Source organism: Prevotellamassilia timonensis (genome assembly GCF_900106785.1).
Taxonomy (GTDB): Bacteria; Bacteroidota; Bacteroidia; order Bacteroidales; family Bacteroidaceae; genus Alloprevotella; species Alloprevotella timonensis.
In genome coordinates, this window is record NZ_LT629844.1 from 187,228 (window position 1) to 201,798 (window position 14,571).

Here is a 14,571-nt window from a genome sequence, read left to right on the forward strand (position 1 = left end):
GGCGCACCCGACAAACCCTGTGGAGGGCTGTGCAGATGCTAACCCAAAAACTGAGTTGCCAAACGATACATGATTGCCCAAAAGTAGTACCTTTGCACTATGAATCAGAATGGCAATAAAAATATGTATGAGGGCCTCGCCTCATATTTCCTCCCCGAAGGAGTTCTTAAATATTTCGAGGTGACAGACTTTGCAACACAGCGTACTCTGGACAAGGATGTTCTTTACACAACAGAGCTTCACATCTATCTGGATGAGCGCGACAATCGCACACCAGACATGAAGGATTCCGTGAGCAATGGTTTTGGGGAAGAATCATGTTTACTTGACTATCCAGCCCGAGACAAGAAGGCGGTACTTCACATACGAAGAAGGCGTTGGACAATGCCGGATGGCACAACAAGAAGTGTTGACCTTGACAAGGAGTTTGAACTGAAGCATAAGGGCACTCGATACGCGAAGGACTTCGCGCTTTTTTTAAAGAGGGCGAATGGACTCTGAGACGATAACCGCTCGTCAGATTGGTTATACGTACATGATTAACAGCTCCACGTTTGCCAAAAGATACAAGGACGCCCTGAGTAACTTCGAGACGTGGGAGCAGAAGGATCACGCATCCAAGTGGATTCTTATTCCGCAAAACGTAGGTAAGGAGCAAGGCATAGACGAGACCTCCCTCCAGGGCGAACTGTACACTATCGTTCACAACAAGGATGCCCATGGTCGCAAGGGTGCAATCATAGCAGTAGTCAAGGGAACGAATCCTGCTGACGTACTGAAGGTTCTCATGCAACTACCTGCAGATAAGCGTGAAATGGTTGAGAATATCACGATGGATCTCTCAGATTGCATGCGTGTCATAGCCCGAGAGGCATTCCCTAAAGCCACAGTCATACGTGACTGCTTCCATGTCGTAAAACGCGGTGGAGAGGGCTGCGAAGAGATACGCCTGCGCCTGAAACGAAAAGCCGTAAAGGAGGCGAACAGACAGAAGGCAGAGTTTCGCAAATACCTCGAAAATCTGGCAGCGCAGAGAAAGGCTTACCGCGAGCGAATGAGGAAAAGGCATGGGAAGAACTGGAAGAAGAGCAAGCGCGGAAGAAAGCCTATGAGGCTGAACACTCGCTTTGAACCCAAAAGGCTTGAAAATGGCGAGACTCTTGTAGAGGCACAGACACGATGTCGCAAGCAATTGTCCATGAGCCGAGAGAAGTGGAGCGCAACGCAGAAAAAGCGTGCGAAGATACTTTTCGCACTCTACCCAAAACTTGAAGAAGCATACAATCTGATCAACTCCCTTAGAGCCATATTCAGAAACAAGAAACTCACAAAGGAGACTGCCAAACAGAATTTCAAGGGGTGGTATGAGAAAGTGGCTTCCTGCACTCTGCGTGAAATCAAGTCCGTACGCGATACCATCAGATTCTATGAGGATGAAATCCTGAACTACTTTGACGGACGTAAGACTAACGCTTCAGCTGAATCGTTGAACTCAAAGATCAAATGCTTTCGTGCACAAGTAAAAGGAGTCATAGACATACCATTCTTCATGTATCGTTTAGCAACAGTTTTGGGTTAGCATCTGCACGGCCTACTCCACAGGGTTTGTCGGGTGCGCCATGATTTCGTGTAAGAAGGTCCATACACAAATCGGCATACGTCCGGTTGCTCCATTTCGGGGTCAACATTGAGTCTAATGTCAGAACTTGCAACGTATGTCTGACCAGAGTTGAGCGTAAATGATTTGAAATAGTTGGCAGTTCTCTTTGTAAATGAATATGCGCTACCCACCATATTCCCCAAACTGTTTTTGGCAGAGATGGTAAATGTAAATGCTTGTCCGGGATCGAGTCCTGCGTGCACGTAGCGTCCGTTCTCATCTGCTTCAATTTCTGTATTACCAATTTTAACGCAAGGGTATGTGTTGGCAGGCAGGTCGTCAAGTCCTGAGAGTTCTTCGTTCTTTATGAGTTTGAACACGATTGAACGTGAGCCTATTGTGATGTCAGATGGCACATAGATGGCGTTAAGTGGTATTAAAGTGCTCGATGTCAATTTCCTTATTATACTGAGGTCAGAGACTGGTGCATATATTGTTTCGATAGAATTGTCCTTCAGCAAATAGTATTCATAGAAACTTTTGGGGTGGGTTGTAGTTATAACCAACTTTTTGATGTGGGCTTTATAAAAGGCCTCGTATTTTGCTTCTTTAATGCCTGATGTAATAACCAACTTGTTAATATTCTTACAATATTTGAAGGCATATTCTCCTATAACAAGGTCAGAGACACCGTCTTCAAACATAATGTTTTGCAGACTGTCGCAGTTGCAGAAAGCTTTTACACCGATAGTCTTGACTGATTGCGGAACAACAAAGCTTGTTACGCCGCCAGGAAAGCATATTAAAGTGTCCTTTGCCTTATTATACAAGGCAGTGCCATCTGATTCGAAATACTTGTTGTTTGCTTCAACCAAAATAGATTTTAAGGCACTACAGCCTGAAAAAATGCTAATATCATTATTCGACGGAATTTCAAATGTGTTGAGTGATGCTGGCAATGTGATAGTCTTTAAGGCTTTGCAGTCATTGAAAGCAGCTTTTTTAATCGTCGTAACGGTTGAGGGTATCTGTATGTCAGAAAGTTGCTTGCACCCATCAAACAGTTCATCATTTAATAAGGTAAGTCCTTCGGGCAATTTGATTGATTGCAAGGACTCACAATTACGAAAAGCCTTCTCGCCAATGTAGTTTACTGAGGATGGAATGTCTAATGTCTTGATGCCAGTGTATGCCAATACCTCATAAGCCAGACTTTTAATGCCTTGCGGAATATTTATCTGTTGGAGTGCAGAGCAACCATAAAAGGCTTCGTCGCCAATGCTGTCAACGGTTGACGGAATAACCAAATGCTCTAACTTGCTACAATAACGAAATGCGGAAGAACTAATATTTACAAGTCCTTCGGGTAGGGTTATTGATGTCATGCTTTCTTGCTCGCTAAAGGCATGATCTCTCAATTCACGCACTGTTGAGGGAACGTTGTAACTCGTAACAGGTATGGCAGTGTACAATACAGTTTTGTCTTTATTGAAAATGGCTTTGCCGTCTGTTGCTAAATATGTATTAGCTGGGTTGACTTTGATTGTGCTTAATTTATAGCAACCATAAAAGCAGAGAGTGCCAATAGTTTGTAAGGACTCAGGTAGTTCAATATTTGAAAGAGATTCGCAGCCAGAAAACGCACCATCTCCCAAACTGTCAAGTGCTTTGGGTAGTTGTAATGCTTTGAGGCTTTTGCAAACACCAAAAGCATGGCGGCCAATGTTTTGCAATGAGTTTGGCAATGAAACATACTTGAGGGCTGTGCAGTTGTAGAACATTTCTTCACTTACATAGCTGATGCCTTCACCAAGCTTGACTGTCTGCAGGTTATTGCAGTTCATGAATGTCCGATCGGCTATCTTTTTGATGGTGCCAGGAAGCGAAATCTCTTTGATGTCTTTATTCCCCAAGTAATCAATGCCCGTAACTTTGTAGGTGGTTGAGCCGTACTGTACCTCCTCGGGCACATAGACAATACCATTCAGGTTGTTGTCAGCAGCCAGATTATTTACAGCTACGCCTGTGTTTGTAATGCGGTAAACCACACCATTCACAGTAAAAGCTTCGGCTGATGCTTGCGTAATGACGCCAACAAACAGCAACGCGAATACTAATAGTTTGTGTAAAAACTTCATATCATGTGTGTGTTAGTGAGTATAAACAATGTTCTCTTTTCTTTGACATATTGTAATGCAAAGTTAAAAAGAAAACCTTCGTCTCGCAAGTGTGTACAATTCGCAATACCCTCAAAACAAAGGTGCTTCAATACTAAAATGTAATGTATACCCGTTATCTTGCCACTTATGCACGAAATTGAACCACTTATGCCGATTATTAATTTTTTATAAAGTTGTAAAGTGAGTCCATGCCGCAGTGTGATGGTTGCAGCTCAACTAGCTAAATGCTTCTGTATTTCGTCGATAATATAAGCTAAACCTTTACGCGGGCGATGGGGCCTAAATTTATGGGGCGAGCAATGGGGCGAGGCATATCGGCTGAGACTGGACATGGTAAGAAGAACTCATATTGAATGCCTGCTTGTCATATTATTGACGGAAGTCGTCAATAATACGAAAGATTTCGGTAATTTTGTCTTTGGTAACCATAAAGATGCCAAGTATTACAGAGCGTGCTGCTCTTTGCAGGACATTAATTCTCCCTCGGTGTTCAATACCTCATTCTAACATGCCAAATATTCACAACCACAAAGGCATCAATTCCATTGTATTTGCGGCGATGACCTTCTTGTTGATGCTCCCCGAACTGTTTATGCTTCGGGGGCAAATATGGTGGGAGGCGGTAGTTGCAACCTTGTTCAATGTCTGCTTTTATGCAGCCTTGTCGTATCTCATCTGCATCTTGTTCTCAATACCAAGCTCGGCGCAAGCGACTTTTACAGATAAAGAAATGGTATGAGTGAACAATTCAATAGAACACAAATATAATATTTATGGACATAGACATAACCGTTTACAAACAAGAGTTTTTGGACCTGTTGCGCAGTTGCAAGCGCGACGGCATTGACGATGTGATTAACGACCTTGAGGAATGGGGCTTTTTCGATGCGCCCGCATCGGCCGGACACCACCTCAATGTCAAGGGCGGACTGGTGTTGCACTCACTCAACACCTGCAAGGCAGCCCTCAAGGTGTGGGAGGGCATGAAACAGCTCGAACCCACCCTCGAGCGTGAGGTGCCGCGCGACAGCGTCATCTTGGCCAGTTTGTTGCACGATGTGTGCAAAACCGACATCTACCAGCCTACCACCAAGCGCAAGCGCAATGCCATGGGTGTGTACGAGGACGTGCCGGGTTACAATGTGAGCTACAAGAATTTTCCGATGGGACACGGCGAGAAGTCGTTGGTGCTGCTCCTTTGTAGCGGTCTTGAGCTGACCGATGCCGAAATGCTGGCCATACGTTGGCACATGGGCCCGTGGGGTGTGAACATGAACTCTTACGAGGACCAGCGCAACTACGACACCGCGCACTCCCTCTATCCTCTGGTTATGATTATACATACCGCCGACTGCCTGGCAGCCAGCATCATGGAGCGCACCGAGGAGGACCAGTGATGCTGCACTGATGTGCAAATATTGTTGTCCGGTAAAACATAAACATGCGAACGGACTCAAGCACCAAACGCTACCTCTAATGGGGGCGACGCGTCCCGCGTCGGGAAAATTCAATGTTCATACACTAACTAAAGGCTTACAGACAGCACTAATTACATGGCTGTTTGTGAGCCTTTGCCTTAATTTCCGACGCGGGACGCGTCGCCCCCATTAGAGGTAGCGTTTGGTGCTTGAGTCTGTTTCATGTTTATGTTTTACCGGACAACAATAATATGCAGATGTGCGGAAATATGCAGATGTGCAAATGAGCTGACGCCGTAGCGTTACAACTTGTAACACTACGGCGTCAGCCATTTTATTCTTCTGTTATCCGCGTCAGCGGCCATAGCGCGCACCCCTCGCTACTTATCCAGCATAAGAATGCATTCCCCCCAGTACAAAGTTTACGCCGAAGTAAGTCATCAGCACGGTCAGGAAAGCCAGGGTGCAGAACCAGTGAAAGTGGCGCGGCTTACTGAGCCAAGGCAATGAGTGGTTGTGAAAGGCAATGGCGTAAGTCATAAAAGTAATGAGCGCCCACGTTTCCTTGGGGTCCCAGCTCCAGTAAGCGCCCCACGACTGGTTGGCCCACACGGCACCAAGAAATATGCCTATGCCCAGACAGAACACGGCGGGGTAGAGCAGCAACCGCCCAAGCAGCATGAGTTGTGTGGCCTGGCGCGGCAGGCAAAGCCCCATGATGCCCGTGAGCATCGTAAAGGCCAGCAGCGCATACCCCATCATGACCACCGACACGTGCAGACTGAGCCACGGCGACGCCAGCACCGGCATGAGGTTGGTGACCTGCGGGTTGCTCTGTCCCAGGAACGATACCAACAGGGCAAAGCCCGACAGAATGAGGCCGAAAGGCAGCATCACCCCAAAACGGCGGTGGGTAAGACACGACACTACCAGTGTGGCAAGTGCCATGAACTGCATGGTTTCAAACCCATTGCTCATGGGCACATGGCCGGCCACATACCAGCGCAACCCAAAGGCAAACAGCAGCGCAAGGGTGACGGCATAAAGCAAACCGCTCCACACCGCGTGCTCATGCTTGAGCGCCGGACGGCCAGACAAATTGCGGTAAACCAGGCGGCCAAATGCCACCAGCCCCAGTGTGAGACACACCATAAACAGCACCTTGGCAAAAGGCACACGGTTGTAAAGCAGCTCCGCCTTGACGCGAGTGGACGAGAGCGGTTGCACACTGCCGTCCTTGGGCAGCGGCGTGATGAGCGTGCCCTTTTGCAGCATCATGACAAGGCCCAGTTTCTCGTCCACCTCGGCAATGGCCTTTTGCAGCGGGTCGTTGGGCGTGGCAACTTGGTCGCCGTGCCAGTAGCGTTGCAGAATGTAGCCATTGTTGTCGAACAGGTCGGTCAGCCGTGCATATTTCGTGTCGAGATGCAGAATGCGGCGCAGCTCGGCGTTTTTAACCAATATCATAGGCTCGTTTTGCCACACATCGGGGCGCAGTAGCCAGCCGCTCACCACCTGTTCGGGCGTCAAGTCATGGTACGAAGCACTGCCGTAGAGTTTCAGCACAAAGTCGCGTGCCAGCGTGTTGAAGGGTGCCACGCGGTCGTTGTACACCACCTGCTTCACGGCCAGCGAGTCGGCCTTGGCGCGGTTAAAGGCCGGCAGCGTGCGGTTGGCCAAGGCCGGCATGGTGCCAAGCATTATGCCAAGCATCAGCAGGCCGCCCTTGCGCAGCAGCGGGTGACTGAGCAGGCGTCGCACCTCCTCGCGGCGGTCGGCCACCACCATGAGCATTGACACCACAAGCAGCAGATAGCCCAGATAGGTGATGCCCGTGCCATAAGGGTCGTAGTTCACGCTGAGCCAGCTGCCCTGTCCGTCCTCGTCGTACGACGATTGGTAAAAGCGGTAGCCGCTGTGCTTCACAATGTTGTTCATCGATATGTCGGCGTGCACCGTTTCGCCCGTGTCGGGGGTAATGCTCACGGCACTGGTATAGTTGGCGGCAGCCATGGTGCCAGGGTAGTGTTGCACGCTGAAACTGTCGAGCACCAGTGTGAATGGCAGTGGATAGCTCTGGCTCATGTCCTCGCTCTGAAATGTGTGTACAGGCACACTGTTCACCAAATGCACCACTCCCTTTTTAGAGGTGACGAAAGTGGTGAATGCCCCCGTCAATATCACCACAAACGACAGGTGGAGCATCATGACCGAGAACCGGTGCCACAGTTGCCACTTGACAATGGCTGCCACCATGCCGGCTGCCAGCACCCCCCACAGGGCAATAAACCACGGGGCGCCATATATGTAGTCGGTGGCAAAACTCGTGCCTTTGCTGTCCTCAACCAGAGTGGCAGCACCCAGCACAATGAGCATTAAGGTGTAAAGTATGATGAATATGCGTTTCATAATGGTCGGTATCTTTTTATAAGTAACGCAAACATATAAATGGGGGCAACGCGTCCCGAGGCTGCTGAAAAACCGACGCGGGACGCGTCGCCCCCATTAGAGGTAGCGTCTGGTGCATAAAAGATATTTGCTACAGCTTTGCGTCTATTGCGGGGCAAGGCCATAGCAAGCATGTATCATAAATTCTCAAATTCGGTGTTAATAACGGCCTTGGTGGCCATACACTCCATTTCGATGAGCCAACCCGGACGGCACACTGGTGCGTGCACAATCACTTTGGGCACATCGGGAAAGCGCTCCTCAAACATTTGGTTCACCACGGCATAATCGGCCGTGTCGCGCAAGTACACTATCATGTGCCCCACATCTTCAAATCCGCATTCGGCCTCATTGAGCAGTGCCTCCACATTCTCCCACATACGTTCGGTTTGCTTGCGAATGTTGCCAGGGTACAGAATGTTGCCCTTGTTGTCGATACTTGCCGTGCCCGAAATGAACACCTGGCGGCGGTCGCCATAATCCATGCGTGTGCCGCGCTCAAAGCTCACCCCATACTCGTAGGTAGGGTTAAGGTGAGTGGGCGCATACAAGTACTGCATCTGTTCGGGCTTGATGCCGAGCACTGCATACGTGTCAAGCTGCACCAGCGCATCGGGGTTGGCATTGCGGCCGTTGATGCCCGTGCTCGAAATAAAATGCGTCTTGCTCGTAAGGTTCTGTGTGTAAAACTCCTCGTTGCGTGCTTTCACCACACCAGCATAGTTCACATCAACATTCTGCACAAAGAACCATGTGCGCACACAGTTCTCTGCCAGGTGGCCGCCATTGGCCAGCAGTTGCACCACATAGTCTTTGAGCAACAGGCTTGTCTGCTCCTCAGAGTCTGGTGCCTGAGCCACGGCGCTGCCTCCCCATAAGTGGGTATAAGCACCATGCTGCACACGGTACAACCCATTGCTGAAGGTGCCGCAGCCAATGCCCGTTTGCAAATAAGCCCACAGTGCCACCTTGGTGCCGTTGAGCGGTGCTTGCTCTATTACCGAGCAGGCACAAGCCGGTGCTTCGGGCACCGAGGCTATCAAGGTTTCATACTGGTTGGCGGCATCGCTCAAAAAGTAGCGTTTGATAACCGATGAGGCACCTTTTAACTCCGTTTCGAGCAAATTATAATACGTGTTGAGCACTGCGTCAAGCTGCTCCTGAAATGTTTGTTCGGGACGTGTGGCGTGTATCATGACGTGAAATTCCGTCACGCCGTTTTCAACTTCAAACTTTGAAATTTCGGCCAATGCGTTCTCCAACTTTATGGCCGACCTTTGCTGTACGTTAGTCATACTGTTTGTTATTCTTTATTCTACGTGCAAAGGTACTAAAAAAGGTGCAGCTATCCTTGTCCCGATGGCGTTTCGGGGACAAAATCACCATGTTTGGGTATGCGTGTTACAGGCTCACCGTCACGCGCAGTTGTCCGAGCCATTGCTTGTGTCCGCTGGTAGAATAATGGTGAATGGCGGGCTGCAGTGTGAAGTACTGTCCGAGCGGCATGGCAAAGGTCAGCTCGGTGTCGGTTTCGCGTGCATCGTTGTAGTAGGCACGGTTCAGCACCAGGGCCAGCGTGCCGCCACGGCGTGTAAGGTTGTTGGCCGCCAGTGTACCGTTCCAATAGCCCACGGCCACTTCGGGGTCCTTAAATTGGTGCGACACTGTGGCCGCTGCCGCCAACCCCACGCGTCCCACTTTGGCCAGGGGCTGCTCCACCGTGGCCCAAAAGCCCACCTGCGAGTGGCGGTGCTGCGTGCCCTCGCGGTAATGATTGCCAAAGTTCCAGCCCACAAGGTAGGTGGCACTGAAGTCATCGGCGTGCGCACCCTCACGGGTGTAGCTTACCGAGCCCAGGTTGATTATGCCGTCGGCATGTGGCCTGAAGCGGAATGAGCGGTCGAGCGTGTCGTAGGCGTTGCCATTATACAGGGTGGTTTGCACAAGCCATTGAGGGGTGGGGGTGTAGGTAATGTGCAAACCTAATGCGGTGAGCGGAAACACGTTGATGTGAAAATTGTCGTTCACCGTGGGCACACAACCACACGAAGCACCCGTTGACAGCCCGGCCATCGGGGTGTTGAAATAGTCCTCGTCGGCCTGTCGCAGACCGACAAACACTCCTAACTTGTTGTCAATAAAATGCTGCTGAAGTCCGAAATGCACCAACCGCAACGGACGGTTTGGCGCGTTGATGTTTGAAAAGTCCTGACACACCTCGGCAATGTAGTCGGTAGGTTGCCACGTGCTCAGAATGCCAGCTTCGAGGCGTGCCCCCCTCCACAGCCTGATGCCCAGCGAGGCATCAAGGCGGTTGGCCCATGCACCGCGTCCGGTGGTCATGTTCCATTGTCCTTCGGTAATGGCCGACAGACTGTAGTCAAAGCGTGCCGTTGGGGCATCGGTGCTGTCGGCACTGTTGGCCCCCGTATTGCTGGCATAGGTGCTGGTTGCGGCACTTATGGCAACCAGCAGTAAGGACGCCACCTTTGTGTGTGCGCCCTTGCAAAAAACATATTCCTTATTCACGGCTGCAAAGTTAGGCAAAAGTTTCGATATCGTTTTTGAGGCACAGCCTTATATTAACGCGTTGCAACTACGCGAAAGGGGAGTGTGTCTGATGAAGCCAACCGATTATTTCTCTAAAAACAGTCCATGATGTTGTGTGAAACGTGCAGAAGGTTATCTTACTACGTTCGTTCAACGTGCTTACTACGTCCGATGTAAAATGACTTGGACTTTGGTTCGTGCTCTTGTCACTCCCTAATGGTGTTTTACGGACAGCAATAATTTTGTATATCCCGCGAGACGAAGCTGCTGAAAAATGCCCCGACGCGAGACGCGTCGCCCCCATTAGTGCTTGCGTTTCTTCAAGCATCAAGAGCTACAATCAAATGCTACCACTAAACGCTACCACCCAACGCAAGCTCTAATGGGGGCGACGCGTCTCGCGTCGGGATAATGAAAGAAAAGAATACAGACTCTACTAAATAAAAGCAGTATATTTCCCCGACGCGAGACGCGTCGCCCCCATTAGTGCTTGCGCTTTTTCATAGTATCACTGGCTGCATATCAGCGCGGTGCATACAAAAAGTGCAGAGTGCAGACAAATAGCCACATAAAACGTGGCGTATTTGTCTGCACATCTGCACTTTTTGCACTGTGTCTGCACTTGTCAGCACAGGAGGCATTACTGCCCGCGGGCTTTACTCCTTGGCGCCGCTGTCAATCCAGTCCTTCAGCAGTTGCAGGCCGGTGCGGTCGGTTACCATGATGTTGGAGTGGTCGTGCTTCCAGTTACCTTCGTCGGGACTGCTCATGTTGGTGGCAAGCGCCTCGTAGAGCACACTGGCGTCGGCTTGGCCCGGCTGCACACGCATTTTGCCCTGTACCTTGGTCGAAGCCACATTGACCAGCTGCGCATAACTCTTGCCATCGTTAAGGTTGAGTGATGCCGCCCAAGCGCTGCCCGAGTGGCAGTGGGCGCACTGCTTGTCGAACAAGCTGGTCTGAATGGCCGCCAACATGCCGGCATTGATGGTCGCATCGGGTTTGATGCGAATGGTGTCGCCATTGTCGGCAGCAGTGGTGGTGTACAGCGTCACCACACGTTTGCGAATGCTGTTAATCACACACACCTCGAGTTTGGTCACCTCGTCGGGTATGCCCGGCAGTATCAGATTGACATGACCATTGGCGTCGGGCTTGATGTCCTTCGATATTTCGGCATACGTGCCATCGTCGGTAAATCCCGCCAGGGCCACGGTGTAGCCTTTGGCCCATGAGCCAGTGCCGGTAATGTCGGCATCGAGAGTGGCCACACGTCCCTTTTCGGTTATGTCGCGCACCTTTTCGGGTATGCGTCCGTCGTCGCACGCGGTGCAAAGCGTCAGGCTCGACAGGGCCATACACATTATATATATAATACGTTTCATTTGTAGCAGTGATAATTTTTTAGAAGTAGTACTGCAACTGTACGGTGGCCGAGTGAGTGGCCAGGCCCAGGTTGTCGTTGTCGCGGTCAAGCTGTGTGTCGTGTCCCTTGCGACCAGTGTACTGGTACATGGCCTGCAGCTTGAGGTTGCAACCCTTGAAGAAGTAGTTAAGTCCCACGGCCGGCATGTTGAGGAAACCGTCCTTGCCCGTGCTGTTGCGGTTCATAAAGTCGTAGCGTGCAGCCACCTGCAAGCGCGGTGCCACAAAGTAGCCGCCCTGCACATAACCGCCAAGGTAGTTGTAGTGCTCGTTGATTTTCTGACGTTTGGTAAAGCCCACATTCATCCAGTAAGCCTCACCGGCAAAGTACCAGCGGTTGTAGAGCAAGGCAAACTCCAATCCCATGCGTGCATCGTTGGTGCTTTCGTTCTCACTTTCCACATTCATTGAGCCTGACAGTCCGATGAGCATTTTGCGGTCGTTGAGTAGGTTGGGGTTACCCTGGGTTGACGGCATCACGCCCCAAGGCATGTAGGTGAGGCGTCCGGCATAGAGCAATGAGGGAATGTGCCAATCGTCGCTGATGGTTTTGTTAGCCGTGTTCACAGCCGAACCCGTGCCGTTGAACAGTCCCACCTCGTAGCCAAACTTGTTGTTGACCACACCGTGTAGTTCGACACCGAGGTCGAAGCCAGTGCTCATGCTCGGCGTAACGGCGTTAAGCACGTGGGGCATGATGGTGGCAGTGGTGAGCGATGTGGGGAGCTGCGGAAAGAGCGTCTCGCCAAGCGTAGTGAGGTAGGCGTGTGAGAAAGGTGTCTTGAATTTACCCACGCGCAGTTGCAGCGGTGTGTTGAATTTCACGTCGAACCATGCCTGCTGCAGCAGGTTGCCGCCCGACTTGGCAGCGTTGAGCGAGAGGTTGAACGATATTTTGTTGAAAGCACGGCCCGTAAAGCCCAATATGGCATTGGGAATGGCAAAGCCCGAGTTCTCAACATTGTCCTGGTTGTAAGCCTTGTCAAGTCCCTCATCGTCGTACCAGTTAAAGTTGGCACTGGTTTGTACCAACATGTAGGGCTTGAACACAAAGTCGCCCTTTTTGGTTTGTATGGTAAAGCCCTTGCTGCCAGCCAGTGACACCACGCCATTGTCGGTGTCGAGGTCGATGGGCGCATACTTCATGCGTGGCCCGTCGTGATGTTCGTTGGCAGTTTGTTCGGTGCTCACCGCCACCGAGTCGGTGCTTGCAGGGGTAGTGTTGTTAGCTGATGCTGTAAGTGTGCCGGCTGCCATGGCAGCGAGGCTGAGTATGTAATGTTTCATGAGTGAATAGCAGTGTTTGGTTTTATAATGATTCGAGGAATTTGACGAGCGCGTCGCGGTCCTTCTTTTGCATTTTCTTAAACAGATTCTTTGACGCTTCGCCCTCGCCGCCGTGCCACATGATGGCCTCGACAAAGTTGCGTGCGCGGCCGTCGTGCATAAAGTAAGTGTGGCCGTCCACCTTGCGTTGCAAGCCAATGCCCCAGAGCGGTGTGGTGCGCCACTCGTTGCCGCGGGCCAGTCCGCTGCAATAGTTGTCGTTGAGGCCCACGCCCATTATTTCAGAGCCCATGTCGTGCAGCAGGTAGTCGGAGTAGGGGTGAATGGTCAGTCCGCCGAGCCATGGTATGTGGGTGCCGTTGAGCAGCGTCGAACCCGTCTTCTTAGTGTGCAGCGTGGTCACGTGGCACAAGTGGCATTTGGCCTTGTAGAAGTTTTGCTCGCCAATGCTCACCATCTCGCGCTCGGTAATCATCTTGTCGCCGTACTGCACCATCTGTGTGGTGCTGCCCAGGCGTCGTGCCGGCACACCGAGGCACTGCATGTACAGGTCGACATTCTCCATAGCCTCAGTCGTCACATCGAGGCGGTTAGAGTAGCACAGGCCCATCATGCTGCCGTAAATTTGTTGCATTTGTCCTTCGCACACCTCCTCGGGGAAGCGGCTGTTGGTGGCACCCATGTCGCTCGAAAAGCCGAGCTCTACTGTGAGGTCGAGGTGCTGCGCCTTATTGCCCGACAGACCAACGCCCGTCACGCCCTTCTCAGTCACATAGTTGCAACGTCCGCTGATGCCGTATTCGGGATAGTTGCTCTTGGCAGCAAGTGCCTCAATCTCCACCGGGTCGAGCGCCATCATGGGGCCCATGCCCACATGGCGCAGCGGCTGGCGCACCGAAATGATGAGGTCCTCGGGCTTGACGGCATCGGCTATGGGCTGGCCATAGTTTTTCATGCCGTTGGTGTACCACTCGCTGATGCGGTATTCGGGGTAGGCCAGTTCGTATGTTTCGCCATCGGGAAAGGCAAACTGCTGCATGTGCCATTTCACCTTGAGCTTGCCCTCGGCCTTCATCTCAATTTTCTTGCCGTCCTTGTCGGTGTAGGTGCCTTGCACGCACTGGTCGTGCAGCACACGTCCGTAGTCGGGGAAGAAGGAGCCGTTTTTGCGCGTGATGTATATCAGGCCAGAGGTGAAGCCAGTGCCGCCCGACACCTGTACAAAGCCATCGGCGTCGGCTTTCGACACATCGTAGTTGGTCCAAGTTGATGGTGCGGTGCGGCCGGTGGTCATGTGGCAGCTGCGGCACGAAAATCCGGCATACAGCGGGCCGAGGCCGCCGGCGGCGTTGTCCTTGCCGCTCGGTATGGCGTTGTCGTAGAGCGTGTTGCCAGCGTTGAAGCGCGACATGTATTTGCCAGCCACCCAGTCGGCCTCAATGTCGTAGGCGGTAGACGAGTTTTTGAATATCGTTGATATGTCGGCCGACAAGGCATACCCTTCGGGCACCTTGATGTCGGCCACATCAATGCCATCGTCGTCGGTGCAGGCCGATAGCGACAGCAATCCGCTCATTATCAACGATAAACCTATGATATTTTTTGTCATGATAAACCGATTTATTTATAGTGCACAGAAGGAGTAAAGGCTTTTTACCAAACC

The 14,571-nt window shown here is 51.3% G+C and carries 11 protein-coding genes; 4 read left to right on the top strand and 7 right to left on the bottom strand.

Annotated features, from left to right (window positions below):
• Positions 1-123: 123 nt before the first annotated feature.
• Positions 124-501, top strand: coding sequence for an ISAon1 family transposase N-terminal region protein (locus tag BQ5453_RS06300; RefSeq protein ID WP_143033257.1), 378 nt, complete (start codon positions 124-126; stop codon positions 499-501).
• 34 nt (positions 502-535) lie between these two features.
• Complete coding sequence (locus BQ5453_RS06305) at positions 536-1,579, top strand: transposase (RefSeq protein WP_074027632.1); 1,044 nt, start codon at positions 536-538, stop codon at positions 1,577-1,579.
• Here the strand turns inward: BQ5453_RS06305 and BQ5453_RS06310 are convergent.
• Positions 1,576-3,738 (bottom strand): leucine-rich repeat domain-containing protein, encoded by a 2,163-nt coding sequence (locus tag BQ5453_RS06310; protein WP_083361137.1) that lies wholly within the window; start codon positions 3,736-3,738, stop codon positions 1,576-1,578. The two genes, BQ5453_RS06305 and BQ5453_RS06310, sit on opposite strands and share 4 nt — an antisense overlap.
• Positions 3,739-4,288: 550 nt before the next feature.
• Between BQ5453_RS06310 and BQ5453_RS14380 the strand changes: the two genes are divergently transcribed.
• Positions 4,289-4,519, top strand: a complete 231-nt coding sequence (locus BQ5453_RS14380) for a hypothetical protein (protein WP_071122558.1) — start codon at positions 4,289-4,291, stop codon at positions 4,517-4,519.
• Positions 4,520-4,553: 34 nt separating this feature from the next.
• Positions 4,554-5,177: an HD family phosphohydrolase gene (locus tag BQ5453_RS06320; protein WP_071122559.1), complete on the top strand. Its 624-nt coding sequence runs from the start codon at positions 4,554-4,556 to the stop codon at positions 5,175-5,177.
• Positions 5,178-5,582: 405 nt separating this feature from the next.
• On the opposite strand, the gene BQ5453_RS06325 is transcribed toward BQ5453_RS06320, so the two are convergent.
• The 6 genes from BQ5453_RS06325 to BQ5453_RS06350 form a co-directional block, all read right to left on the bottom strand.
• On the bottom strand, positions 5,583-7,607 hold the full coding sequence (locus BQ5453_RS06325) for a cytochrome c biogenesis protein CcsA (RefSeq protein ID WP_071122560.1): 2,025 nt from the start codon (positions 7,605-7,607) through the stop codon (positions 5,583-5,585).
• 176 nt (positions 7,608-7,783) lie between these two features.
• Positions 7,784-8,941: a Rid family hydrolase gene (locus tag BQ5453_RS06330; RefSeq protein ID WP_071122561.1), complete on the bottom strand. Its 1,158-nt coding sequence runs from the start codon at positions 8,939-8,941 to the stop codon at positions 7,784-7,786.
• 106 nt (positions 8,942-9,047) lie between these two features.
• On the bottom strand, positions 9,048-10,193 hold the full coding sequence (locus tag BQ5453_RS06335) for a carbohydrate porin (protein ID WP_071122562.1): 1,146 nt from the start codon (positions 10,191-10,193) through the stop codon (positions 9,048-9,050).
• 659 nt (positions 10,194-10,852) lie between these two features.
• Complete coding sequence (locus BQ5453_RS06340; RefSeq protein ID WP_071122563.1) at positions 10,853-11,581, bottom strand: hypothetical protein; 729 nt, start codon at positions 11,579-11,581, stop codon at positions 10,853-10,855.
• Positions 11,582-11,600: 19 nt separating this feature from the next.
• The gene (locus BQ5453_RS06345; protein WP_071122905.1) at positions 11,601-12,767 is read right to left on the bottom strand and encodes a porin; all 1,167 of its coding nucleotides are present in this window, start codon (positions 12,765-12,767) and stop codon (positions 11,601-11,603) included.
• A gap of 163 nt (positions 12,768-12,930) precedes the next feature.
• Positions 12,931-14,517: a di-heme oxidoredictase family protein gene (locus BQ5453_RS06350; RefSeq protein WP_071122564.1), complete on the bottom strand. Its 1,587-nt coding sequence runs from the start codon at positions 14,515-14,517 to the stop codon at positions 12,931-12,933.
• Positions 14,518-14,571: the final 54 nt, after the last annotated feature.